Below are 25,912 nucleotides of genomic sequence, written 5' to 3' on the forward strand. Positions count from 1 at the left end.
TTAATTGTCGTTGTCCGTCACCGACGGCACACTATCCATCCTGAGCCCCTCGGAGATGCCCAGAAGCTCAGGAAAGGCGAGAATTGCGGGGGTGCGCCCTCTGTGCGGAGAGATCTCGACGATACGCCCGCTCTCCTTTAGCGAGCTGATGAACCTCCTCGACGCGGACTCGTTCATGCCCGCCCTCTTCGTGAAGACGTTCGACGGGAAGATTGCGCTCCTGAAGAGGCAGGCCACGGCCTCTGGGACCTCGGGCGACTTGCTCTTGATGGTGGACTCGAGCAGCACGTCCTTGTAGAGGCGATAGATGCTCTGAGCCTTTTCGAGGTTCTCCTTCGCCTGGGTCTCGATTGCGGCGAGGAAGAACTCGCACCATTCCGTCCATGCATCGTCCCTCGACACGGCGAGGAGCCTGTCCTGGTACTCGTTGTTCCTGTGCTCGAAGAACTCGCTCAGATATAGGCACGGGTGTCTGATGATGCCGTCCGAGCAGAGCATGAGGGGGACGATCATCCTGCCCACTCGTCCGTTGCCGTCGCAGAACGGGTGGATGGACTCGAACTCGGCATGGGCTATCGAGATCTTCACTAGCGAGGGTATGTCGTCTGAGTTCACGAAGCGCTCCCACGCCGCCATGGCGTCCTCCAGCTTGTCGGCGGCGATGGGCACGTAGCGCGCCTCGTCGATGTTGTCGGACGTTCCAATCCAGTTCTGGTCGTGCCGGTACATCCCTGGGGACTTCAGGCTTCCTCGCACGTTCTGAAGTAGGGTCTTGTGCGCGGCTTTGAGGACCCTCCCGCTGAGAGGCACGTCCTTGACCATCTTCTCCGCAAGCAGGAGGGCACGCCTGTAGTTGACGACCTCAAGGACGTCATCGGACTTCGATGAGTCGAAGTTAGCGCCTCCGGCCTCGTAGACGAGTACGTCGCTCACTGTTGCGTGGGTCCCCTCGATTCTCGACGACGTGACCGCCTCTTGGACCAGCATGGGGGAGAGGAGGATGCTCTCGTCGGGGATGATGCCCAGAAAGCTGTCATAGCGCGCGAGCGCCATGGTGGCTCGCTCTATGGGTACGGCAAGCTTCTTCCAGTCGATGCTGCTGGGCGGGAACTTTCCCGTGTGGTAGTGAACTGGCATCATCTGTCCCTTCTCAAAGTGGGCAAAGACGTCGAATTCGACGGGTTTGCCCCGTCACGCGCTCTCCTCATCCTCATCGGCTCCGTCCTCCAGCGCCGCCCGGACGTATGCCCTTCCCTCGCTGATGAGGGATTCGTCGGACTTTATCGCCCTCCTGGCGTTCTCGGTGAGGGTCCACCGCCGATTCCCGCTCGCAAGGGTCTCGTACCGGATCACCCCGTCGGACTCCATCTCGGACAGGTCGCGGTTCCCCTGGTCCACACGAGCCTCCCACGGGTCGTCGTCCGGCGCGCGGTAGTCGAAGTGCCCCTCGTCGAACATGAGGCTGATGGCGCCGGCGGTTGCCGCTGGCGCCCTCCTGATCGCGGACGCGACGGCCTCCTCCGCGCTGCGGTCCCTGAGGCCTCTCCCCAGGGCGTCGGCGACGGTCGCCATCAGCCCGTCATCCTCGGACAGCGCGGACATCGCCTCCCTCGTCAGCGCCCACGTCGGGGTGAAGACACCGGGAACCCTCTGCCTCTTCGCGACCCCCACCGACTCGAGGTGGGCGAACTCGGCGGAGAATCCGGAGGTCCTGAACGGTCCCTTGGCGAGCCGGCCCGCGAGGGCGCGCTCCCCCTCGGGAAGCGAGGCCATCGTCCTCCTGACCGACTCGACGGGGGAGCGGAGCGACTCTATCTCGGCGTCCTTGGCGGCAAGCTGACGCTTCAGCTCGCCCACGTCCTCCTGCGCCGGGCGACCTGCGAGCTCTGTCTCGAGGGACTCAATCTCGGCGTCCCTGGCGGCAAGCTGACGCTGCAGGGTCGAGAGCCCCCGGGCTTTCTTGATAAGCGCGTCGAGGTCGTCGACATGCTCAAACCCGGACATGTCGTCAAGCCCGGAGGATATCCTCTTCGCGACTGCGGCGTCATGGGCCTCTGATGCTTCCTTCATCCTGCGGTCGGACCAGAGCTTGGTGACTCCCCATCCGAACAGGGAGCCGCTGACGAACATGACGACGAGAGGGGCGGGTCCGCGCATGGCGTCATACGTCGTCTGACCAACCATCTCCGGAGTCACGTTGAGCCACCCGAAAACGGTGACGGCGCCGACAACGAATCCGCCGATGGCCTTCATCGAATTCCACACTGTCTTTTCGACCCTCATCACGCGCTCACCTCCTGCGCCCCAGGTAGACCACGTTCGGCCACATCCCGGCTCATGCCCGCGAAGTCGCGGGCGGTGTCGAGGAGGCGGTCCTGGCGCTCGCGCGTGCAGGAGCGGTAGCAGCGGTGGAGCTCGGCCTCGCGCGGGTCGCGGAACTCGGAGGGGTCGCGCACCGGCATGCCCGCGATCTCGTCTATCGAGCAGTCGAGAAGGACGGCGCAGTTGTAGGCCTGCTCGAGAGACATCATCGCCTCGCCACGCTCCCAAGAACCATAGGTTCGTACTTTCACGTTAAGCCTCTCAGCGATCTCCGCTTGCTTAAGGCCTGCGCGCTTTCTCATCTCCTGGAGATGTATTTCCATCGATGCTTCCTTTCTTATGATGCAGATATTACAACCAGAATGGAAGAGTTTCAACGAGACTGTCAGTATAATATTAATATTATAATTAAGTAATTTTTGTTTGAGATAGTTAAAACGAAACGAAAGTTTTGGGTAACCAGCATGCCATTCGACCGTGAGAAGTTCTCCACTGCCTGACGGCGCTGCTCACCGAGCGTGGGCTCGACCAGGCGAGGCTTACTGAGCGCGCGGGCGTCAGCTGTGACAGCATTGCGCGCTGCGAGACGGGCTGCGCCGTCTCCAGCCCCGAGTCGGTGTGCCGGCTTGTCGAGGCACCCGACTGCGGGCACGACATGTCCACCGGGATCGTGAGCATCACGGGCGGTGAGGGAGGTGGAGACGTCGGAGCGCTAAGGGTGTGAAGGCCGCGCCAAGCGCGCCATGGAGGCTGGGCTTGTGGCCGAGCGGCCAATCTCTGCGGGCGACGTGCTTATGCCTCTGCCCGAACGGACGGAAAACACAGCTCCTCCTTGTTGCCGGTGTGAGCGAGGGCCCCAGACTTTTCGTCCGTGTGCCTCGTTCTACTTGCCTTGGCCACCGCTTACGCTCCGTTCAGGATTCTCGAGGGCCGCGGGTAGTCGGGTCCGCCCCTGGTGCCGCAGCCGACTGCTGTGGTTGCTTCCTCGATGTCCTCTCTGGCTGCTCGTGTCCGCTGAGGGAGGGTTAGGGATGAGCGCGGCAATCGTGGTGGCCCAGATTGTCATTCTCGTCATGGTAAACGTTCAGGGCCGGGACCTTCGGGTTCCGGCCCTTTTTGCGTTGACGTCCTGTGAGGTCCGGCACGTCTGCCGCTGTCAGGCGGGGCCGGCGCCGGCTGCGGCCGAGCGGCCGCCCGGACCGTTTCTGGGGGGTGCGGGTGGGAGGTTCTTCTCGCCGGGCGCTCCTCGAGGCGATTAGCGCACAAAATCTGACTTTTCCCAAAAAGCGTCCTGCGGATATACGTTTTGAAAACAGATTATGCGCGTTAATCCGGATGCGAGATCGTGGTGCAGCCCGGGTTGCCCCAGGACCCGAGAAGGACCCGAGAAGGACCCGAGAAGACCTCGAGAAGGGCCCGAGAAGGGCCCCGGTCTTGTCCCTACGCGCCGCAGGCGCCGCACGCCGCGCACGCCGCGCGGGCCGTGGGCGTCACGGCGAGCCCGCCGCGCGCGGTCTCGCGCAGGCGCGACGGCAGGGCGTGGCCGACCTCGGCCATCGCGGCGACGACCTCGTCGAAGGGCACGAGCGAGCGCACGCCGGAGAGGGCGAGCTGCGCGCCCGAGAAGGCTGCGGCCACGCCGATCGCGTTTCTCGCCTGGCAGGGGACCTCCACGAGGCCGCCCACCGGGTCGCAGACGAGCCCCAGCAGGTTGGCAATTGCCAGCGAGCTCGCGCAGAGCGCCTGCTCGGGCGTGCCGCCGAGGAGCTCGACCAGGGCCGCCGCGGCCATCGCGGCCGCAGAGCCCACCTCGGCCTGGCAGCCGCCCTCGGCGCCGGCCACGCAGGCGTGCGTCTGGATGTTGAGGCCCACGGCCGCCGCGCACCAGAGCGCGGAGGCGACGTCCTTCTCGCCCGCGCCGAGCGCGTCGGCGACGGCGAGCACGCAGCCCGGAACCACGCCCGAGGAGCCCGCCGTGGGGGCCGCCACGATGACGCCCATCGCGGCGGAGCGCTCGAGTACGGCCATCGCGCGGGCGACGGCGTCGGTCTGGACCGTCCCCATGAGCGACGTGGCCCAGCGCTCGGCACCCGTGGCCACGAGGCGCGCCTCGCCGCCGATGAAGCCGCCGAGGGAGCGGGCCGGCGCCGCGATGGGCGCCGAGGTCTCCTCGCGCATGACCTCGATCACGCGGCGCATGGAGGCCTCGGCGCGCTCGGCTCCCGTGAGGCCGCGCTCGCGCAGCTCCATGACGCCCCCGATGGAGAGGCCGTGCTCGGCGCAGGCGTCGAGCAGCTGGGCGCCGTCGTCGAAGAGCTCGGCCGCGGTGACGCCAGGGGAGGTCGCCGAGGCCGAGCCCGGCACCGATATGAAGGTCGCGAAGTCCACGTCGCGCAGGCGCCGCACCATCGGCAGCACGGAGAGGTCCGGCGCCCCGTCGGTCTCGAAGACCGAGTAGGCCCGGCCGCCCTGCTCGGTGCGGTAGGTCCGGCAGAAGGCGATGTTGACGTCGGCCATCGCGAGCAGGTGCGTGAGCGAGGCCAGGATGCCCGGGGCGTCGCGGTGCGAGACGAAGAGCGTGGTGTAGGCCCCCGTGAGGTCCACGCCGACCCCGTCGATGCGGCTGATGCGCATCTTGCCGCCACCGAGGCTCTCGCCGCGCACCTGGCAGCGCGCGCCGGACTCGTCGGTCATGTCGATGTCGACGGTGTTGGGGTGGACGGAGGCGTCGTCGCCGGCCTCCTCGAAGGCAAAGTCGAGTCCTGCCTCGCGGGCGAGGTCAAAGGCGTCGCGGATGCGCTCGTCGTCGGTGTCGAGCCCAAGCACGCCCGCCACGAGCGCGCGGTCGGTGCCGTGGCCACGGTAGGTGTGCGCGAAGGAGTTCCAGAGGCGGAAGCGCACGCGCGCGACGCGGCCCTCCAGGAGCGAGGCGGCCACGCGCGCGCAGCGCAGGGCGCCGGCCGTGTGCGAGGACGAGGGGCCCACCATGACGGGGCCGAGCACCTCGAAGGCCGAGGTGGTGGCAAGGGTCTGCGGCGTGGCTGCCATGGGGCTCCTCCCGGTTGGGTGCGGTGTTCCGACCACAAGGATACGACACGTCCGTCCCGGCGGGGCGGCGGGGGTGCCGGACCTGCGCGCCCCGCCGCCTGACCCGCCCGGCCCGACCATGCTCCCCTCGCATGTGATGTTTCGGTTTGAGCACGTTTTTCTCGCCCGGGGAGGGGGTCAGATAGGATAGCCAAGTCGCATTGTCTACATAAGGAGGAACGATGGACCCCACCGAGCTTCTCAAGCTCCTGGGAATCGTCATCGTCGTGGTCGGGTTTGCGCTCAGGCTCGACTCCATCCTCATCATCATGGTGGCCGCCGTCGCGACCGCCGTGGTGGGCGGGATGGACCCGGTGGCGTTCCTGGACACCCTTGGGACGAGCTTCGTCTCAAACCGCAGCATGTGCATCTTCATCATGACGTTCGTGATCACGGGCACGCTCGAGCGCAACGGCCTGCGCCAGGCGGCCGCCGAGCTCATCGGCAGGATTCGCAACGCCACCTCGGGCGTCATCGTGTCCGTCTATGGCGTGATCCGCGTGCTCTTTGCCGCGTTCAACGTCAACTTTGGCGGCGTCGCCGGCTTTGTGCGCCCGATCATCATGCCCATGGCGCAGGCCGCCGTCGAGCGTGACGGCAAGAAGATCTCCGAGCGCCACCTCGAGGAGCTCAAGGGCATCTCCGCGGGCATGGACAACGTGGCGTGGTTCTTCGGCCAGGTGCTCTTTGTGGGCGGCGCGGGCGGCCTGCTCGTGCAGGGCACGCTCGCGGGCCTGGGCTACGAGGTGAGCCTGCTCGACCTTGCCCGCGTCCAGGTCCCCGTGGCGATCATCGCCATGCTCGTCGCCATCGTCTACTACAACGTGATCGACCGGCGTCTCATGCGCCGCCGTGCCCGGGTCATCAAGGCCACGGGCGACGCCACCTTCGACGAGGCCGCCCGCGCCGCCTCCGACGGGCCCGCGTCTGGCGAGAAGGACGGTGAGGACGCATGACGGAGTTCCTCCAGTTCTTCCAGAGCGCCGACGTCACGCTCTCCGACAAGCTCCTCGAGGTCGTCTACATCCTCATCGGCCTCGTGGCGTTCTATGCGGGCGTGAGAAACGCCCTCGACCGCACCAACGAGCGCCGCGTGGGCACGGCCCTCTTCTGGTGCATCCTCGGCGTGCTCTTCATCGTGGGCCGCTGGATCCCGTCCACGGCCGCGGGCGTGCTCGTGGTGCTCATGGTTATCCCGCCCATCCTGAAGCAGGTGGGCAAGGGGGCCGAGGGTGCGCCCACGCAGGAGGAGATGCAGGCCAACTACGACGCCATCGGGATGAAGATCTTCATCCCCGCCCTCTCCCTTGGCGTGATGGCGCTCGTCTTTGCGCTCTTCACCAAGATCAGCTCGCTCGTGGGCCTTACCTTTGGCGTGGTCGTGGGCGGCCTTCTGCTCATGGCCTTCTCCCGCCGGAACACCCCGCGCGTCTTCCTCGACGACACGCGCCGCATGCTCGACACGGTGGGCCCGCTCTCCATGCTGCCGGTCCTGCTTGCCGCGCTCGGCTCGATCTTCACGGCCGCGGGCGTGGGCGAGGTCATCTCCGGCCTGGTCTCCGGCGTCATCCCCGAGGGCAACGCCACGGTGGGCATCATCGTCTACGCGGTGGGCATGGCCGTCTTCACCATGGTCATGGGCAACGCCTACGGCGCCATCACGGTGCTTACGGTGGGCATTGGCGCGCCCTTTGTCCTGTCGCTTGGCGCAGACCCGGCGCTTGTGGGGTCGGTGGCCCTGACCTGCGGCTTCTGCGGCACGCTCATGACGCCCATGGCCGCGAACTTCAACATCGTCCCGGTGGCGATCCTGGAGATGAAGGACTCCTACGGCGTCATCAAGAAGCAGGTGCCCATCGCCCTGTTCATGCTGGTGGCCCAGATCGTCTACATGATCGTCTTTGGCCTCTCGTGATGGCGGGGTGACGGGGCAGGCCGTCACGGCGCGCCCGACCGCCGGGCGCGGGCGTGACCGCCGCCCCGCATCCCTGCCGACGCACCGACCCGGCCGCCGCGCGCGACCGGACGAGAAAGGAACGGATTTCGATGAAGGTACTGGTGACGGGCTTCGAGCCCTTTGACGGTGCGACGATCAACCCGGCCTGGGAGGCCGTGAGCCGGCTGCCGCGTGAGATCGCGGGGGCCGAGGTGGCGCGCGTGCAGATCCCGGTGGTCTTTGGCAAGGACGCCGCCGCCGTGGCCGCCGCCATCGACGCCGAGCGGCCCGACCTCGTCCTCTGCGTGGGCCAGGCGGGCGGCCGCAGCCACGTCATGCCCGAGTTCGTGGGGATCAACTTCGCCAACGCGCGCATCCCCGACAACGAGGGCAACCAGCCGGTCGGCCGGCTCGAGGAGGACGGCCCCGACGCCTACTTCGCAACGCTGCCCGTCTTTTCGATGGTCGACGCCGCCCGCGCCGCGGGCGTGCCGGCGGCCGTCTCCTACACGGCGGGCACCTTCTGCTGCAACGAGGTCCTCTACCGCCTGCTGCACTGCCTGGCCACGCGCCACCCCGGCGTGCGCGGCGGCTTCGTGCACGTGCCGTTTGCGGCGGAGCAGGTGCTCGAGCGCGGCGACGGTGCGGCCTCGATGACGGTCGACACGATGGTGAGGGGCCTCACGGCCATGATCGAGGCGGCGGTCACCTGCGCCGACGACGCCGTGCGCGCAGGCGAGGGGACCGAGCACTAGCCCTTCTCGCCGGTTTTTCTCGCCCTGCGGGCGGCCACGGTATGGCGTGCGGGCCGCGAGCATGCGTAAGGTCGTTTTTCGGCAATCCCGGTTTACGTATTCTCGGAAGGATACGTAAACCGGGATTTGTTGTCCCGGAGCATAGAAAAGGCAGATTACGTATGCGTTTTCGCCGGTCGGGGCATACGTAACTCGTCATTTCCAGCAATGTGGCGTTACGTATGCACAAGAGGGCGCCCGGGGGCGCAGTTCAGCGTGCCCTCCGGGCGCCTCATCAAAGAGCCTGTCGAGAAGAACCGCCAGGCGGAGCCGCGTAAACGCCGAGAAGAGCCCTCGGCCCGGAGCCGCCGCGAGAGCGCCGGCGGGGCCCGGCCGCAAGGTCAGCGAGGGCGCTGGGCGCCGCCTACGCCGCCATGGTGCGGGCGCGGTCGATGCGGGCCAGGCAGTCCTCGCGGCCGATGAGCGCCATCGTCTCGCCGAGCGGCGGCGAGACGAGGTTGCCGCACACGGCCACGCGCACGGCCTGGAACACCAGGCGCTTCTTCACGTCGAGCGCCTCGGGGAGCGGCTCCAGCGCGGCGTCGATCGCGGCCGGCTCCCACTCCGGCAGCGCCGCGAGCGCCTCGCGCGCGGCGTCGAGCACCGCGCCCATGCCCTCCTTGGCGAGGCCCTTCTCCACGGCCTTCTCGTCGTAGGCGAGCGTCTCGGCCGTGGCAAAGACCGGGGCCGTCACCGTGACCACGTCCGCCGGGAACTTGGTGCGCGGCTTCACGATGGCGGCGAGCGCGTCCACCCAGGCCTCGTCGGCCTCGAAGTCGCCGCCGATGACGCCGGCCTCGTGGAGCTCCGGCAGCATGACCTCGTCGGCGAAGGCGGCGTCGCTCATGGAGCGGATGTACTCGGCCTGGATCCAGTCGAGCTTCTTGGGGTCGAAGGTCGCCGGGTTCTTGGACACGTGCTCGAGCGAGAACTCGCGCGCCAGCACGTCGCGCGGGATGATCGTGGTCTCGCCGTCGAGCGACCAGCCCAGAAGCGCCAGGTAGTTCACGAAGGCGTCGGAGAGGTAGCCCGCGTCACGGTACTCCTCCACGTTGGTGGCGCCGTGGCGCTTGGAGAGCTTCTTGCCGTCGGCGCCCAGGATCATTGAGATGTGGGCGAAGGTGGGCACCGGCGCGCCCAGCGCCTCGTAGACGATGACCTGGCGCGGGGTGTTGGAGAGGTGGTCGTCGCCGCGGATGACGTGGGTGATGCCCATGGCGGCGTCGTCCACCACAGTGGCAAAGTTGTAGGTGGGCGTGCCGTCGGAGCGCTGGATGACAAAGTCGTCGAGCTCGCGCGCCGCAAAGGTTACCTCGCCGTGGACGGCGTCGCGCACGACGACGTCGCCGCGGTCCTCGGGCACCTTGATGCGCAGGACGTAGGGCTCGCCGGCCTCGATGCGCGCCTGCGCCTCCTCGCGGGAGAGGTCGCGGCAGCGGCGCTGGTAGCCCTGGAAGGGGTCCTTGCGCGCCTGCGCGGCCTCGCGGTCGGCGGCCAGCTGCTCGGGCGTGCAGAAGCACGGGTAGGCGCGGCCCTCGTCCCAGAGGCGACGTGCGGCGGCGCGGTAGAGCCCCGCGCGCTCGGTCTGGAAGTAGGGGCCAAAGTCGCCGCCCACCTCGGGGCCCTCGTCCCAGTCAAGGCCCAGCCAGCGCATGGCGCGCAGGATGATCTGGGTGTTCTCCTCGGTGGAGCGCGTGGGGTCGGTGTCGTCGATGCGCAGGATGAAGGTGCCGCCGTTCGCGCGGGCGAAGGCCCAGTTGTAGATCGCGGTGCGCGCGCCGCCCACGTGGAGCTTGCCGGTGGGGGAGGGCGCAAAGCGCACGCGCACGGGGGTGTCAGCCATGGGATTCCTCTCGATGGAGCCGCTTGTCACATACGCATTCAGTATAGCGCGGGCGAGAAGGACCTCGCGCCGCGGCGTCGCGGGGCCGGGCGGGCCCCGGCCCCCGTCCGGCCCCGTCCGGCGCTCGTCCCGCCCCGTGCCCCGTCACATGACGCGCGTCTCCTCGAGCCTGCGCTCGAACCACTCGTTGAGCCTGATCACCGGCCGGCGCGCCACGAGCCCCAGGAGCAGGGCCGGCACCAGGTAGGCGAGGAGCGTGGCGAGCTCGCGCCAGAAGTCCCCCTCAAAGATGCCGAACATCGCCGCGCGCAGCGCCCCCTCGCTGTGGACGAAGGGCAACCAGCGGTAGATCTCCTGGAAGGCCGCGGGCAGCATCTGCGACGGGAAGGTTCCGCCCGAGCCCGCCACCTGCACCACCATGAGCACCACGGCGACGGCCTTGCCCACGTCGCCGAACGACGCGGTGAGGGCGTAGATGAGGTTCACGTAGACGAGGGAGGACGCGCAGCACGCAAGCAGGAAAAGGCCCGGGTGCTCGCACTGGACGCCCAGGTAGAAGAGGTCGCCTCCGCAGATGAGCGCCGCCTGCGCGAGCCCGATCGCGCAGAAGAGCGCGCCTCGGGCGAGATAGGCCTCGGCGTGCGTGCACCCGGTCTCGGCGAGCGCCGCCGCCGAGGGCGTCGCGCGGACGAGCGCCGCGAGCACCACGCCGCCGATCCAGATGGCGAGCGTCGTGTAGAACGGCGTCATGGCCGAGCCGTTGTTCTCCACGGGGAAGACGGCTGTGCGCTCCACCGCCACGGGCGCGGCGACGAACCGCGCGAGCTCGCCCGGCCCGGCCGAGAGCACCGCGCGCACCTGCGCGACGTCACCCGAGCCAAGCGCCTCCGCGAGCCTCTCGTGCAGGTCGGAGAGACGGCCCGCCGCCTCGTCGAGCTCCGCGGCCGTCTCGTCGAGCCCGTCCCGTGCGGCACCGAGGCTCGACGCGGCGTCCTTCTCGGCGTCCTGCACGGCGTCGAGCGTCCCCGCAAGGCTCGTCCGCACCTGGCCCGCCCTTCCGGCGGCGTCCCGCACGGTCCCCGCAAGCTCTGTGAGGGCGGCCTTGAGGTCCCCGTCGTAGGCGGCCCCCGCGTCCCGAAGCGTCGCGCGCGCGTCGCGGACGAGCCCGGAGAGCTCCCCGCGCGCCGTCTCGGCGTCCGTCGCCCCGGAGGCAAGGTCCTCCCGTGCGCCCGCGATCCCGTCCGAGAGCTCGCGCAACTCGGCGAGGGCCTGGTCCACGCGCTCCCCGAGCCCCTCCACGCTCACGCGGACGCTGTCGACGCGCTCGTACTCGACGTCGCCCACCTCGTAGTGCCGCAGGAACTCCCTGGTGAGCCCGTCCTGCTCGTCAAGGGCCGCGGACAGCCGCTCCAGGAGCCCGATCTGCTCGGTGACCGCCTCGCCCGCGCTCCCAAGGGCCGCGTCGAGGCGCCCCGTCTGCGCGCCCGCCGCATCGAACGCCTGGGCGATGGCCTCGTCCACGCCGTCGAGCCCGCCCGCGGCCCCGTCGAGCGCGCCCGTCACGGAGCTCACGGCCCCGTCGACGGCCTCGCCCGCCCTCCCGAGCCCGTCCGCGGCCGCGCCGAGCGCGCCGTCGGCGTCCGCCACGGGACCGAGCGCCGCCGCGGTCGTGTCCGCGCCGCTTCCCAGGAGCCCCTCGGTCGACGAGAGCAGGGCCGAGAAGGACCTCAGCTCGCCTGCCGCGTCCGCGAGCGCGTCGCCCGCGTCCACCACGGCCGCGTCGAGCCGCCCGGCGATGCCCGCGACCTGGTCGTCGTTGAGCGCCGAGGCGAGCTCGTCGGCCGCGCCCGCGCCCACCGACGCCACCGCCTCGACAAAGCTCGCGTCGATGTCGGCCATGACGGCGTCGCGCGCCTTGTCCGTGACGATCGCCGCGATCGCGTTTTTCTTCTCGTTCTGGTAGAAGGTCACCTGCGGGCGCTCGGGATGGGCAGTGAGCGTGGACATGAGGTCGCGCGAGAAGTCCTCCGGGATGACGAGCGCCGCGTAGTACGCGCCGGACCGCACGCCCTCCCGCGCCTCGTCCGCCGAGGTGACCACGTAGCCGATCGAGTCGCTCGCCCTGAGGTCGGCCGCCACGCGCTCGCCGAGGTTGATCCTCACGGGCACGAGCTCGCTCTCGTAGCCCGCGTCCTCGCTGGCCACGGCCACGCGAAGGTTCCTCGTGCTGCCGTAGGGGTCCCAGCTGCCCGCGATGTTGAACCAGGCGTAGAACGAGGGCACCACCACGATGCCCACAAACACCACGAGCGCGATCGCGCTCGAGCGGACGTGCCGCGCGTCACGGCGCATGAAGTCCCAGACGTGCCTCATCGCCCGTCGCCTCCCTTCTCGCGGCGCGCGAGCGCGAGGAGCTCGTCGCCGTCCTTCCTCGCGAGCTCGCGCCGCTCGCCCAGCCGGTCGCGCATGTACTCGAGGCCGATGAGGTAGCCGCAGGTGGCCACGAGCGAGACGATCCAGCACACGAGCAGCGCGAACTTGGCGGGGAGCACGAAGAGCAGGGCCAGGAGGCCGAGCGGCGCCAGAAGGAGCGCCGCGAGCCCCCGCCGCACCAGCCGGGGGTAGGCGCGCTCGAAGCGCTCCGCCCGGGCAAGGAGGGCCTCGCGGTGGGCGGGGGAGGCGGCGAGCGCGTCGAGGATGGTGCCGAGCCGGCCCGCGTCCTTCTCGCCCACGCGCTCGGCGATGAGGAGGTCGGTCTGGGCCATCTTCCGGTCAAAGAGGGCGTTCACGCCGAGCAGGCCCCGTCGCGCGGCCACGCCGACAAAGAGCGCCGGCACGAGGAAGAGCAGGAGCGTGAGGAGGTTTCTGGCGAAGGCGTCGCCGTAGAAGCCGGCCACGGCCTCGCGCATGGCGTCGATGCCGTAGGTGAAGGGCAGCCAGGGGCCGAGCGCGCGGAAGAACTCCGGCTGCATCTGGATGGGGTAGAGGCCGGAGGCGCCGGGAATCTGGAGCACCACGAGAAGCACACCGAGCGCCTTGCCCACGTGCTTGAACGCGACGGCGAGAGCGTAGACCACAAAGACGTAGACGAGCGAGGCGACCATCCCCGCGAGGACGAGGGCGGCCGGGGAGACGCACTGGACCCCCAGCGCGATGTCCCCTGCGCAGCAGATGACCGCCTGGACCTGGCCCAGGAGCGCGAGGAGCATCCAGCGGCCGAAGAAGGCCTCGGTGGGGGACGCCTCGGCGCCGAGGCCCTCGCGGTCGACCTCGAGCTTGTAGATGGCCACGAGCACGAAGCCGCCCACCCAGAGGGCCAGGTTGGTGTAGAAGGGGGCCACGCCCGAGCCGTAGGTGGACACGGGGAAGAGGGGCTCGGTGACCATCTCTATGGGGTCGGCGACGGCGGCGCCCGTCTCCTCCGGGTCAAGGGAGAGGAGGTCGGAGACGCCTGCCGTCTCGCGGGCGCTCCCGAGTGCGGAGAGGTCGCCCGCGAGCGCGCCGGCGCGGGCCGCGGCGTCGCGCACGGACGAGGTCGCCCCCTCGAGCGTGCCCGTGCCCTGCTCGAGCAGGGCGTCCATCTGGGCGAGGGTGGCGTCGGCCTGTGCGAGCAGGGCGGGGAGCGCGGAGGCGCCGCCCGCGAGGCGGCCGCCGGCGTCGGCGAGGTCGTCGAGGGCGGAGGAGAGCTCGGGCGCCGCGCCCTGCGCGAGGCCCGTCCGGAGGTCCGAGAGCGTTCCCGCCCCGGCCTGGACGGCGTCGTTCACGCCGTCAGCAAGGCCGCGCACCGCGTCCGCGCCGTCCGCGACCTCCCGAGAGAGCGCGCGGAGCTCCTCGAGCTTGGAGAGCTGGGCGTCAGAGAGCTTGACGAGCAGGTCGATCTCCTGGTCGAGGGAGGCGGTGAGCTCGGCCTGGGCGGTCGCGGCCTCGCCCTCAGCCGGAGTCACGGAGACGATGACCTTGCGCGCGCCCTCAAGGGAGAGCCGCAGCGTCCGCACGGTGCCGTTGGCCGCCTCGATCTGGGAGATGGCGGCGTCGAGCTTTCCCTGCGCCCAGCCCACGTCCCCGGCGACGGCACCGATGTCGTGGCTCGCGCGCGACGAGAGACCAAGGACCGTCCCGGTGGCCGTCCCGAGGGCGTCCGAGAGGGTGCGGGCAAGCTCTCGGGCGTCCTCGCGCGTCCCGGAGAGCCCGCCCAGCGCGCCGTCAAGGTCGGCGGAGAGCGCATCCGCGGCGCCCCCGACCGTGCCCACGGCCTCCCGCGCGCTCGCGACGGCGGCGCGTGCGGAGCCCAGGGCGCCTCCCGTCCCGTCGAGGTCGTCGGCAAGCCCGCCGAGAAGGACCTCGACCTCGGAGAGGCTTCCCGCGGCGCCCGCGCGGGCGGCGTCGATCCCGCTTGCGGCCTTATCCGTCGCGCCCTGGAGACGCTCCGTCACGGTGGTGGCCGCAACGTCCACGAACTGCTGCGCAATCTGGTTCTCGAGGGTGGTGGCGCCGGTGTCGGTCACCTTGGGGGCCACCGCGTTGGCCTTCTCGTTGACGTAGTAGCCCACGCGGGCCGGGCGGGCGTCGCCGTCCATGACGTCGGCGAGGGAGGAGGTGAAGTCCTCGGGGATCACGAGCGCGGCGTAGGCGCGCCCGGCGCGGACGTCGTCGAGCGCCCGGTCCTCGTTGTCCACGAAGGTCCAGCCGAGCTGCGTGTTCTCGGCGAGGCGGTCACGGACCATCTCGCCCGCGTTGACGTTGCCCAGGCCGGGGACCTCCGCGCCCTCGTCGAGGACCACCACGTCAACGGGGACGGTCGAGGTGCTCTCGTACGGGTCCCAGTTGGCGAGGATGTTGAGCCAGGCGTAGACGGAGGGGATGACGCAGACCCCCAGGGTGACGACAAGGGCGACGGGGTTGGCGACGATCCGCTTGAGGTCGCGCCGGAAGATGCGGGCGGCGGTGCGCACGACGGTCCTTTCTCTCTCTTCGTTTTCGGGCGGCGCGCCGGCCTGGCCGGGCGCGCCCGTCTTGCGGCGTGCGCCCGCGTGGGCGCACCTCGTTGGGTGAATGTGCCCCATGGGGCCCTGATTATGCACGCGTGTCCAATATTTTTGAATATGAGTCAAAAAAATGACGGAATGCTACACTTGCCGCAGACGGAAGGGAGGCGCATGGCTGCTGGGCACGAGGGCGCGGGCACGCGCCCCGCAAACGGGAGGCAGGGGGCTCGGACCCCCAAGAGCGCCGCGACGCGCGAGAAGATCATGCGCGCCGCGGCCGAGCTCATGGTGGAGCGCGGCGACGTCGAGTTCCAGATGGGCGAGGTCTCCGCGCGCTGCGGCCTGTCGAAGGGCTCCCTCTACTACTACTTCGCGGACCGCTCGGCGCTCGTGCGCGCGGTCTTTGACCGCTCGGTGGACGACCTCGTGGGCGAGGTCGAGGCCGTCGTGGCGTCGGCCCCCTCGGCGGCCGCGTCCATCCTGGGGCTCGTGCGGGCGCTTGCCGACGCGGTGCGGCCCGGCGGGCCGCTCATGCTGGCCATGGTCAACCGACCGGAGCGCGCGGCCGGGGCCGCGGCGGGGCTTGTGGAGGAGTCGCGGCTCTCGCGGGTCGTGGACATCCTCACCGCGCAGGTCGAGCGCGCCAAGGGCGAGGGGCTCGTCAGGCCCGAGATCAACGGGCGGCTTGCGGCGGCGGCCGTGGCCGGGGCGTTTCTGGTCTTCGAGCACGTGGCGCCGGCGGGCGCCGGCGGGGCCGGGGACGGCGGCGGAGCCGGCGAGGTGCTCGTGCGCGAGGTCGTCGACCTGGCGTTTGCCGGCATGGGGACCGAGCGCGGGCGCGCGCTCCTCTCCGAGGCGCTGGGGGGTGCGGGCGCGGGCCAGGCCTCCTGACGTGTGGTTGCTGCGGCGTTTTCCCGGCGTGCGGTTTGCGCCCGGGGCTTGGGGTACTATTTCTGAGCCAGCCGAGCAGGGGGCGGAATGGTAACGGCCGCCCTCCCAAGCGAAAGAAGGAGCAACATGTCCTCACCCAATCGTTCCAACCCGTCCGAGCGCTCGTACCTCTTCACCTCGGAGAGCGTGACCGAGGGACACCCGGACAAGATCTGCGACCAGGTCTCAGATGCCATCCTCGACGCCCTCCTCGCCAAGGAGGCCGAGCTCGAGGCCAAGGGGTACGTCTCCCCCTCGGGCGTCCCCGCCAGCGTGGACAACGTGCGCTGCGCCTGCGAGACCTTTGCCACCACGGGCACCGTCATCGTGGCGGGAGAGATTCGCACCGAGGCCTACGTGGACGTGCAGAAGATCGCGCGCGACGTCATCCGCCGCATCGGGTACGACCGCGCGAAGTACGGCTTTGACTGCGACACCTGCGGTGTCCTCAACCTCATCCACGAGCAGAGCCCCGACATCGCCGCCGGCGTCGACGAGTCCTTCGACGTGCAGGCCGGGCGCACCACGGACCCGCTCGACCTTGTGGGCGCGGGCGACCAGGGCATGATGTTCGGCTACGCCACCGACGAGACCTCGGTCTACATGCCGATGCCGCACTACCTGGCGAGCCGCATGGCGGAGCGCCTGGCGGCCGTGCGCAAGGACGGCACGGTGGGCTACCTGCGCCCGGACGGCAAGACCCAGGTGACCGTGCGCTACGAGGACGACCGCCCCGTCGAGGTCACGGCCGTCGTGGTCTCCACGCAGCATGCCGACGAGGTCACGGACATGGCCGTGGTGCGCGAGGACATGCTGCGCCACGTGATCGCGCCCGTGCTCGACGCGTCGGGGATTCCGTGGCGTGACGCCCAGGTCTACGTGAACCCCACCGGGCGCTTTGTGGTGGGCGGTCCCATGGGCGACGCGGGCCTCACCGGCCGCAAGATCATCGTGGACACCTACGGCGGCATGGGCCGGCACGGCGGTGGCTGCTTCTCCGGCAAGGACTGCACCAAGGTGGACCGCTCTGCTGCCTACGCCGCGCGCTGGGTCGCCAAGAACGTGGTGGCCGCGGGCCTGGCAAGGCGCTGCGAGGTACAGCTTGCCTACGCGATCGGCGTCTCCCACCCGCTCTCCGTGATGGTGGACACCTTTGGCACGGGCACGGTGCCGGGCGACGTGATCGAGGCCGCCGTGGCGCGCGTCTTTGACCTGCGTCCCGGTGCCATCATTCGCGACCTCGACCTGCGCCGCCCGATCTTCGAGAAGACCGCGGCATACGGCCACTTTGGTCGCGAGCTGCCCGAGTTCACGTGGGAGCGCTGCGACCGCGTGGACGAGCTGCGAGCGGCGGTGGCTGAGCTGCGGTAGGGGATTGCCGGCAGGCTTGTTCCCGCGCGGGGCGAGTGTTCTCGAGGCGATGTGGCGGCGCCAGAAAAGATACCTATGGGCAATTTGCTCGCAGCTGGGCGACCTCCGGCGGCTTACGCCGGAGGTCGCACTTCGTTTGCGTGGGAACGTTGGAATGTCACGGTCCAACTGTCACGGTCCAACTTTTCGTCCTCATCGACATACAGTGCCGTACGCATATGATTCAGAACTTGTCTTTGGAGATGGCGTTGTTCCATCCAATCGGTACGGTCCGCTACGTGAGCGACAAAGACTGGCATGACTGCAGGCACATGGGAGTCGATAGCATTCAAGAGACTGTGGAGGAGGGCGAATCAGGTAACAAATGATAGAGCAGGCAATAGAAGAAAAAAGTTGAAAACGTGAAGCTTTTGTGGTGTGGCAAGGGGACTGAGGGTGTAGTCTCAGCTCATCAAAGAATCAAGATTGATACTCCCTACATGCTATTGGTGATACAACCATAATAATGTACGAGCGCAGCAGAATGAAAAATGCCTGGAGGTAGAGCGTAGGCAGAGGCCATTCATGGCGAGATTAGCAACACTTCCCGATAAGCTGACGTGAGAATGGGCAGCATCTAGTAAGTTACATAACAAGATTGAAAAATGCTCATGCATCCAGTGGGGAGACATAATGTGGCAGGAATTGGAAAAAAGTGTCAGAGAAATCGCCAGTCTTCGGTGGAAATGTAGAGCAACTACAGAGATAATTGCCGGGGTCAAGTGCGACTGTATACTACATATTTCTGACGAAGAAACTGTTGCCGTTGAAATTACACAGCAGCATAATATTAATAAAATCAGAAAAGATATTTCAAATTTAGACTTAGTGAAGCATGCACTTTTCAATAATGATGGAATTTTTACACGTTGTTATATTGTCCTAGAGAAAACGCCGACTGATGCTATGAGAGAGGCAGGTAAAGCATCAAAGGTAAAGGTTCTCTCCATTGAAGAGTTCAAAAACGAGTTCTTTAATTATTCTGGCTACGTTTACGCCAGAAAAAACGGACAATTTGGAAGTCTTGTTAACGCGAAAACTGGGGAACCGGAAAAAGATAATGTATTTATCAATGTGTCGTACATGAATCTTTGCAAAGAAAGAAGAGAAATTAAGAAATCATCATATACACTTTCCGAAATGAAAGATCAACTTCGTAAAGGTAGAAGAATTGTCTTAAAAGGTGACTTTGGTTTAGGAAAAAGTAGATGCATTAAGCAGATATTCTCCGAAATGACCACAGAATCATCATCAATTTCGTATGTACTTGCAATCAACCTACGCAATCATTGGGGAGCGGTATCCGCAAAAGAGATCCTGGATCGTCACTTCTCTGATTTGGGGATTAATGGTGAGTCATTCATAAACAATTTTCTTACTGATGAATATATGAAATTACATGTGATTCTCCTTTTAGACGGTTTCGATGAAATTGGAACACAATCTTGGTTCTCTGATAAGCAGGCCATGCAACATACGAGGGCGATGTCATTGCGCGGCGTTAAGCAATTGATTTCTATTTCGAAAGGTGGAGTTCTTATTTCGGGGAGAGACTACTATTTCAACTCCGATGAGGAGATGTTTGAAGCCCTAGGTCTCGACTCTTCAAATACTTTAAAACTTGGGTGTAAGACTCAGTTTTCTGACGAGGAACTCTCTGAATATTTAGAAAAAAATCTATCAAGTAGATACCTTGATCAAGTGAGTAGCTTCCCATTTAGATGGATTCCTAAGCGTCCGCTTGTCATCCAGTACTTTCTAACCTTAATTGAGAGCAACCAAGAGACTCTTCCTGTCTTTAATTCAAACTATACGTTCTGGAATTATTTCTTTAATGAAATATGCAGACGTGAGGCAAGTATAAATCCAGCCATATCCCAACTTACTGTTAAACGGGTCATGCTTCTGCTGGCAGATCTAACGCGTCGAACGCAAAAACCAACCGGACCCATTACGCAAGGTGATTTATCTGATGTGTTCAAATCTGTGACAGGCGTATTTCCTAACGATGAGTCTGCCCTGATGCTTCAGCGGCTACCTTCGATCGGTAGAATCTCCGCAGATTCACCAGATAGAGAATTCCATGATGGCTATATCTTAAACGGATTAAGGGCTCAAAATATTATCAATCTCTATTTTTCTTACCTAAAGTCAACTACTGGTGATGGCTCTCAACATAATGCATCATATTATGGTAAGCGCTGGAATTATTGTCTTGAGTTGTCCGGTCTCGAGATTTTGTCTGATTATATTGATTCAAATCATCTTACAGATAACTTCATATCTTTCGCCAAATTCTGTTTAGACCGTTCCTTGAATCACCAGCTTGTTGCTGACATAATAGCCGCATTATGCCTAACTGATACTGAATCGCTTGATTTTAGAGGGATTAGTATCGATTACTCTGAATTCACTGTTCTTTCATTTAAACGCAAGAAAGTATTTAATTTAACACTACGAAATTGTACGGTCTATTCTCTGGATTTAACTAATTCAAACGTAGATAATTCTGTTTCTTTCCCTAATACTGATATTGGAGAAGTTGCCGGCGTCTCTTCAGTAAATGGTGTTCCCGAATGGTTAGAAAGCTGTAAACAAATTAAAAAATTTGAATACCTTCATTCAAACTCAGCTGTGAGAAAGGGTGAGCTATCAGTTCCGCATCGCATGCTGATAGAAATTCTGAGAAAACTCTTCTTAGAGCCAGGAAGTGGACGCCAAGAGTCGACTTTGACAAGAGGCATGGGACAAAGTGCCGACAAAAAGCTCGCTAAGCAAATTATTAGGATTCTGATTGATGAAGAGATGATTACTTATTATAAAGCAGACTCTGGAAAAGTCTATAAGCCGAACCGTAATCAACAGAGCAGGGTTGACTCTATTCTTAGTGACTTGACACTAAGCTCTGATTCGATATGGGATCGTGTTAGTCGTTTATAGTATAAAAATTATAAGTAATTTGTTCGCTGGAGACATCAGTCAAAATCTCGGCCTAGGATTGGTCCGTGGAAGTGTCCGATATATGCTAGGTGGGAGCTAGAGGGACTCCGGAGTTTCATCGCAAGAAGAGGCGGGCCGGTGAGCCGGCGCGGGTGAAGAGCCCGTTCGTAGGGGCAAGCGTGACTTCTAGCGAGTCAAGTACGCCAGCTCACCCAAAGTCACGCTTTGCGCCTCCAGAGCGTGAGTTTCAGCGAGTTACGTGGCGGCAACTCGTTTAAAGTCACGCTTCGTATGTCAAAGCGTGACTTCCAGCGAATCAAGTTGTGGCGACTCACCCAAAGTCACGCTTTGCACGTTGAAAGCGTGACTTCTAGCGAGGTGCTGTGGCTGTGACGCCAGCCGTAGCGCCCTCGCTCTGAGGGCCGGCCCCGCGCCGAGTCCGCGCTCCCCGCTACAATGGAGGCCCATCCCGGCAGAAGAACGGAGGCCCCGCGCCATGCCTTACGCGAGCGTCGTGCTCGACATACCCACGCGCCAGCTCGAGGGCACGTTTGCCTACGCCGTGCCCCCCGAGCTCGCCGCCGATGCCACGACGGGCGCCACCGTCCTCGTCACCTTCTCCCATCGGGTCGCCGTGGGCTACGTTCTCGATGTCACCGACACGCCGCCCGAGGACGTCTCGCCCAAGAAGATTCAGCCCATTGTGCAGGCCCTCGCACCCTCGGCCTTCGATGACACCGCCGCGCGGCTCGCCGCCTGGATCTCCCGGGAGTATGCCTGCCCGCTCTGTGACGCCGTCCGCCCCTTCCTCGCGCCCGGCCAGAAGGTCAAGGTCACCCGTTCCGCCCCGGACGCCCCCTGGGAGCTCAAGACGGATCGCGCCGGCGCCGTCGACGTCCGCTGGGCCTCGCTCACCCCGGCCGCCAACGAGTTCACGCCCGCCCGCAACGCCTCCCGCCAGCGTGCCGTGCTCGACGCCCTGCGCGAGGGCCCGCAGCGCGTCTCCGAGCTCTCGGCCACCATCCCCGGCGCCGCGTCCGCCGTGACCGCGCTCGCAAGGCGCGGCGTCGTGCAGGTGGAGTCCCGCCGCCGGCTTCGCGGCTCGGAGGACACCACGCTCTCCTCGGCCGCCGCGCCGCGCCCCGAGCGCCTCACGGAAGGCCAGCTCGCCGCCCTCTCCGCCATCGAGTCCGCCCGCCGCGCCTCGCGTGGCGACGTGGTGCTCGTGGACGGCGTCACCGGCTCCGGCAAGACCGAGGTCTACCTCGCCGCCATCGAGCGCGCCCTCGCCGACGGCCGCGGTGCGCTCGTCCTGGTCCCGGAGATCAGCCTCACGGCGCAGACGGTGGGGCGCTTTCGCAGCCGCTTCGGCGACGACGTCGCCGTGCTCCACAGCCGGCTCTCCGCCGGCGAGCGCTTCGACCAGTGGGACCTTGTGCGACAGGGACGCGCCCGCGTGGTGGTGGGCGCCCGCTCGGCGCTCTTTGCCCCGCTCGCGGACACCGGCCTCATCATCATCGACGAGGAGCACGAGGCCTCCTACAAACAGGACAAGTCCCCGCGCTACCACGCCCGCGAGGTCGCCGCCGAGCTCGCCCGCGAGCGCGGCGCCGCGCTCGTGCTGGGCTCGGCCACGCCCTCCCTCGAGGCGCTTGAGCGCTGTCGCGAGGGCGGCTACCGCGGCGCCCGCTGGACGCGCGTCGAGATGCCGGAGCGCCCCGGCACCGCCGTCCTGCCCCGCGTCACCGTCGTGGACATGGGGGAGCAGTTCCGCGGCGGTGGGCGCTCCATCTTCTCGGGCCCCCTCGTCCGCGCGCTCGAGGGCGTGACGGAGCGCCGCGAGAAGGCCGTCCTCCTGCTCAACCGTCGCGGATTCGCCAACTTCCTCATGTGCCGCGAGTGCGGCTGCGTGCCCGAGTGCCCGCACTGCTCGACGGCGCTCACCTACCACGAGCGCACCCACGAGCTCGCGTGTCACACCTGCGGCCGCACGTGGCCCGTGACCGCCTACCCCAACCCCGCCACGCGCTGCCCCAACTGCGGGAGCCGCTACCTCGCCGCCTTTGGCGTGGGAACCCAGCGCGTGGAGGACGAGCTGCGCATGCTCCTTCCCCAAGACGTCGAGGTCATCCGCATGGACGCGGACACCACGCGCGCCAAGGGCGCCCACCAGCGCCTCCTCGAGCAGTTCGACGCCGCCGAGTGCGCCGTGCTCGTGGGCACGCAGATGATCGCCAAGGGCCTCGACTTCCCCGAGGTCACGCTCGTGGGCGTGGTCAATGCGGACACCATGCTCAAGCTGCCGGACTTTCGTGCCGCCGAGCGCACCTACGACCTCCTCGAGCAGGTGGCGGGCCGCGCCGGCCGCGGCGAGCGCCCGGGCGAGGTCGTCGTCCAGACCTGGTGGGCGTCCCACCCGGCCATGCGCGCCGTCGCGACGCACGACCGCGCGACCTTCCTGGAGGCCGAGCTCGCCGAGCGCGCCGAGGCCTCCTACCCGCCCTTCAGCCGCCTCGCCAACGTGGTGGCCTGGGGGGCGAGCGAGCGCGCCGTCCGCGACCTCACCGCCCGCCTGGCGGAGGAGCTCCGCCGCCGCGTGGGCGCCGAGCCCGGCTGGGAGGTCCTGGGCCCCGCCGACTGCGTGAAGGCCCGCGTCAAGGACCGCGTCCGCCGCCACGTGCTCGTGAAGGCGCCGCTCTCGGCCGACCTCGGGACCATGCTTTCCTCGTGCGTGGCTTCGCTCGGCCGTCCCGTGGGTATTAACATGTCAGTGGACATAGACCCCTACGACCTGATGTGACGCCGGCCGCGCCGCCGGCAAAAGGAGGACCATGAACGAGCTCAGCCAGATCGTGCTCTCGCCCGACCCCCGCCTCGCGCAGGAGTGCGCCCCCATCGAGGTCATCGACGACGAGGTCCGCGCGCTCGCCAAGCGCATGCTCAAGGTCATGTACGCGGCGGACGGCTGCGGCCTTGCGGGCCCGCAGATTGGCGAGATGCGCCAGATCGTGGTCATCGACGTCGACTGGGCGGGCAAGGGCTCCAAGAAGAACCCCTACGTGCTCATCAACCCCAAGATCGTCACGGCCGACGGCCCGGAGCGCGAGGGCTCCGAGGGCTGCCTCTCCTTCCCGGGGATCAGCGTCTCGGTGACCCGCCCGTCCCACGTGATCGTGCAGGCGCAGAACCTCGACGGCGACCTCATGCAGTACGAGGCCGCCGACAACCTGCTCGCCGTCTGCCTCCAGCACGAGATCGACCACGTCCACGGCGTCACCATGATGGACCACCTGCCGCCGATCCGCCGCGCCGAGGCCCAGCGCGAGTACGAGGCCGCCCTCGCCGCGGGCGCCCGCCCCGGCGACACCGAGGTGGAGTAGGGGGTGCCCATGCCTGCCATGACGAGCCAGCGCCCGACGCGCGTGGTCTTCATGGGCACGCCGGAGTTCGCCGTGCCGTCCCTCTCCGCGCTCGCCGAGGCGTGCGAGGTCGCGCTCGTGGTCACGCGCCCGGACGCGGTGCGCTCCCGCGGGAAGCGCCTCGAGCCCTCTCCCGTGAAGGCGCGTGCGCTCGAGCTCGGCCTTCCCGTGCTTGAGACCAACCGCATGACGCCCGAGGCCATGGTGGCCCTCCGCGCCGCCGAGGCCGACGTCTTCTGCGTGGCCGCCTTCGGCTGCATCCTGCCCGACGAGGTGCTCGCCATGGCACCCGCGGGCTGCGTGAACGTGCACGCCTCGCTCCTGCCGCGCTGGCGCGGCGCCGCGCCCATCCAGCGTGCGATCCTCGCCGGGGACGCCGAGACGGGCGTCTCCATCATGCGCATCGGCCACGGCGTGGACACGGGCGCCTACTGCGCCCAGGCCGCGACGCCGGTTGCCGGCAAGTCCGCCGCCGCGCTCACCGCCGAGCTCGCCGAGCTCGGCGCGCGCCTCCTCGTGGAGACGCTCCCCTCCGTCGTGGACGACTCGGCCGCCTGGACGGAGCAGGACGAGGCCCGGGTCACACATGCCGCCAAGATCTCCAAGGCCGAGCTCCAGCTCGACCCGTCGGCCCCCGCCCGCGAGAACGCCCTGCGCGTGCTCGCGTCCTCCGACGCGGCCCCCGCCCGCTGCGCCGTCGCCGGCCGCGGCCTGCGCGTCTGCGACGCCCGGGAGGCCGAGAAGAGCCTCGGGCCCGGCGTGGTCCTCGCGTCCCGCGGCCACGTCCTTCTCGGCTGCTCGGACGGCTCGCTCGAGCTGCTCCGCGTGAAGCCGGACGGCAAGCGCGAGATGGAGGCATCCTCCTGGGCCGCCGGGCTGCGCGGCGAGGGCCTCTCCTGGGGGCGCGTCTAGGTGGCCCGCGCCACCGAGGCGCGTCGCGTCGCGCTCTCCCTCCTCTCCGAGCGTCGGCGCCGGTCCGCGCGCGCCCGCGACCTGCTGCGCGCCTCCGAGGCGCTCTCCGGCCTTTCGGAGCGCGACCGCGCGCTGGCAACGCGCCTCGTCATGGGGGCGACCGCCGCGCAGGGCGAGCTCGACCGCGTCATCGGGGCGCACCTGCGTCGGGGCGCCAAGCTCGAGCCCCGCGTGCGCGACGCCCTTCGCCTGGCGGCCTTCGAGCTGCTCTACCTCTCCACGCCCGTGGCAACCTGCGTGAGCCAGGGCGTCGAGCTCGTGCGCGGCGTCGCCCCGCGCGCGGCGGGGCTGGCCAACGCCGTGCTGCGCCGGGTCTCCTCCGAGGACGCCCGGGCGCTCGCCGCGTCGAGAGGGCGTGTGGCGGCGGGGGAGTGCGACCCCTCTGACCTCGCACGCATTGGAGCCTTGCCCGTGTGGCTCGCCGAGCGCGCATGGGCCTCGCTCGGCCGCGAGCGCGCCTGTGCGTGGGCCGCCTCCGCCCTCGAGCCGGCCGGCGCCTACGTCGCCGCCAACCGGACCCGCTGGACCGAGGAGGACGCCGCGCGCCTCCTGTCTGCGGCCGGCTGCGCGCCCGAGCCCGCCGCGCTGCCGGGGTCCTTCCTGCTCGGCTCGCCGTCCCGGCTCGCTGCGTCAGGGCTCGTCGAGCGCGTGGACGTCCTGCCCTGCGACCTCGCCGCCCAGGAGGTCGCGCTCGCGTGCGCGCCCGCCCCGGGCTCGCGCGTGCTCGAGGTGGGGCAGGGGCGCGGCACCAAGACCGTGCTTCTGGAGGGCGTGGCCGTTGCCTCGGGAGGGCCGTGCCAGATCGTCTCGGTCGAGGTGGACGCGGGCAAGTCGGCGCTCGCCGCGCGCCGGATGGAGGCGGCGGGCCTTGCGGACCACGTGCGGTGCCTGGTTGCGGACGGCCAGGGGCTGGGCGACGAGCTCGGCACCTTTGACCTCGTCCTCGTTGACGCGCCGTGCTCCGGGACGGGCACACTCGCGCGGCACCCGGAGATCGCCTGGTCCCTGCGCGAGGAGTCGCTGCCCGGCCTGGCCGCGCTCCAGACGTCCATCCTGCGCGCCGCCGCCGGCCGCGTGCGCCCCGGGGGCCTTCTCGTCTACGCGACCTGCTCGGTGCTCGCCGAGGAGGACGAGCGCGTGGTCGACGCCCTGCTCGCAAGCCCTGCCGGCGCCGGGCTCGAGCTCCTTGACGCGCGCAGGACCGCGCTGCCCCACGCCGACACCCACTTCGTGGCCAGGCTTCGGCGCCGCTAGCCCGCGCGCCCGCCCCGGCC

At 67.2% G+C, this 25,912-nt stretch carries 17 protein-coding genes; 10 read left to right on the forward strand and 7 right to left on the reverse strand.

Going from position 1 to position 25,912, the window contains the following annotated elements; genetic code table 11:
• The 4 genes from B5F84_RS06105 to sdaAA all read right to left on the reverse strand — a co-directional run bounded on the left by B5F84_RS06105 (window position 1) and on the right by sdaAA (window position 5,370).
• Window positions 1-1,137, reverse strand: a complete 1,137-nt coding sequence (locus tag B5F84_RS06105; RefSeq protein ID WP_158094499.1) for a Fic/DOC family N-terminal domain-containing protein — start codon at window positions 1,135-1,137, stop codon at window positions 1-3.
• 54 nt (window positions 1,138-1,191) lie between these two features.
• Entirely contained in the window at window positions 1,192-2,286 is a 1,095-nt protein-coding gene (locus B5F84_RS06110; protein ID WP_087321884.1) for a hypothetical protein, read from the reverse strand.
• Window positions 2,283-2,645 carry a helix-turn-helix transcriptional regulator gene (locus B5F84_RS06115; RefSeq protein WP_087321886.1) on the reverse strand — a complete coding sequence of 121 codons (363 nt, stop codon included), beginning with the start codon at window positions 2,643-2,645 and terminating at the stop codon, window positions 2,283-2,285. Before B5F84_RS06115 ends, B5F84_RS06110 begins: the two co-directional genes overlap by 4 nt.
• Before the next feature lie 1,117 nt (window positions 2,646-3,762).
• Window positions 3,763-5,370, reverse strand: a complete 1,608-nt coding sequence (gene sdaAA, locus B5F84_RS06125) for an L-serine ammonia-lyase, iron-sulfur-dependent, subunit alpha (protein WP_087321890.1) — start codon at window positions 5,368-5,370, stop codon at window positions 3,763-3,765.
• A gap of 221 nt (window positions 5,371-5,591) precedes the next feature.
• On the opposite strand from sdaAA, the gene B5F84_RS06130 reads away from it, so the two are divergent.
• The 3 genes from B5F84_RS06130 to pcp all read left to right on the forward strand — a co-directional run bounded on the left by B5F84_RS06130 (window position 5,592) and on the right by pcp (window position 8,100).
• Window positions 5,592-6,365 carry a DUF969 domain-containing protein gene (locus B5F84_RS06130; RefSeq protein WP_087321891.1) on the forward strand — a complete coding sequence of 258 codons (774 nt, stop codon included), beginning with the start codon at window positions 5,592-5,594 and terminating at the stop codon, window positions 6,363-6,365.
• The gene (locus tag B5F84_RS06135) at window positions 6,362-7,324 is read left to right on the forward strand and encodes a DUF979 domain-containing protein (protein ID WP_087321893.1); all 963 of its coding nucleotides are present in this window, start codon (window positions 6,362-6,364) and stop codon (window positions 7,322-7,324) included. Before B5F84_RS06130 ends, B5F84_RS06135 begins: the two co-directional genes overlap by 4 nt.
• 131 nt (window positions 7,325-7,455) lie before the next feature.
• Window positions 7,456-8,100 carry a pyroglutamyl-peptidase I gene (pcp, locus tag B5F84_RS06140; protein ID WP_087321894.1) on the forward strand — a complete coding sequence of 215 codons (645 nt, stop codon included), beginning with the start codon at window positions 7,456-7,458 and terminating at the stop codon, window positions 8,098-8,100.
• Window positions 8,101-8,503: 403 nt separating this feature from the next.
• Here the strand turns inward: pcp and gltX are convergent, their stop codons facing one another.
• The 3 genes from gltX to B5F84_RS06155 form a co-directional block, all read right to left on the reverse strand.
• A complete protein-coding gene (gene gltX / locus B5F84_RS06145) occupies window positions 8,504-9,982 on the reverse strand; it encodes a glutamate--tRNA ligase (RefSeq protein WP_087321896.1) in 1,479 nt (492 codons plus the stop codon).
• 144 nt (window positions 9,983-10,126) lie between these two features.
• A complete protein-coding gene (locus tag B5F84_RS06150; RefSeq protein ID WP_087321898.1) occupies window positions 10,127-12,355 on the reverse strand; it encodes a YhgE/Pip domain-containing protein in 2,229 nt (742 codons plus the stop codon).
• Window positions 12,352-14,934 (reverse strand): YhgE/Pip domain-containing protein, encoded by a 2,583-nt coding sequence (locus B5F84_RS06155; RefSeq protein ID WP_158094500.1) that lies wholly within the window; start codon window positions 14,932-14,934, stop codon window positions 12,352-12,354. Before B5F84_RS06155 ends, B5F84_RS06150 begins: the two co-directional genes overlap by 4 nt.
• 204 nt (window positions 14,935-15,138) lie before the next feature.
• Here B5F84_RS06155 and B5F84_RS06160 point away from each other — a divergent pair, with 204 nt between their 5' ends.
• The 7 genes from B5F84_RS06160 (at window position 15,139) to B5F84_RS06185 (ending at window position 25,892) form a co-directional block, all read left to right on the forward strand.
• A complete protein-coding gene (locus B5F84_RS06160; protein WP_158094501.1) occupies window positions 15,139-15,858 on the forward strand; it encodes a TetR/AcrR family transcriptional regulator in 720 nt (239 codons plus the stop codon).
• 126 nt (window positions 15,859-15,984) lie between these two features.
• Entirely contained in the window at window positions 15,985-17,268 is a 1,284-nt protein-coding gene (metK, locus tag B5F84_RS06165; protein WP_087321902.1) for a methionine adenosyltransferase, read from the forward strand.
• 672 nt (window positions 17,269-17,940) lie between these two features.
• Complete coding sequence (locus B5F84_RS09475) at window positions 17,941-20,247, forward strand: hypothetical protein (RefSeq protein ID WP_143786063.1); 2,307 nt, start codon at window positions 17,941-17,943, stop codon at window positions 20,245-20,247.
• A gap of 496 nt (window positions 20,248-20,743) precedes the next feature.
• Window positions 20,744-23,047 carry a primosomal protein N' gene (priA, locus tag B5F84_RS06170; RefSeq protein WP_087321904.1) on the forward strand — a complete coding sequence of 768 codons (2,304 nt, stop codon included), beginning with the start codon at window positions 20,744-20,746 and terminating at the stop codon, window positions 23,045-23,047.
• A gap of 31 nt (window positions 23,048-23,078) precedes the next feature.
• Window positions 23,079-23,627 (forward strand): peptide deformylase, encoded by a 549-nt coding sequence (gene def / locus B5F84_RS06175; protein ID WP_087321906.1) that lies wholly within the window; start codon window positions 23,079-23,081, stop codon window positions 23,625-23,627.
• A gap of 9 nt (window positions 23,628-23,636) precedes the next feature.
• On the forward strand, window positions 23,637-24,578 hold the full coding sequence (gene fmt, locus B5F84_RS06180; RefSeq protein WP_239378282.1) for a methionyl-tRNA formyltransferase: 942 nt from the start codon (window positions 23,637-23,639) through the stop codon (window positions 24,576-24,578).
• Complete coding sequence (locus B5F84_RS06185) at window positions 24,579-25,892, forward strand: transcription antitermination factor NusB (protein WP_087321907.1); 1,314 nt, start codon at window positions 24,579-24,581, stop codon at window positions 25,890-25,892.
• Window positions 25,893-25,912 lie beyond the last annotated feature (20 nt).

The organism is Olsenella sp. An290 (assembly GCF_002159535.1).
Taxonomy (GTDB): Bacteria; Actinomycetota; Coriobacteriia; order Coriobacteriales; family Atopobiaceae; genus Thermophilibacter.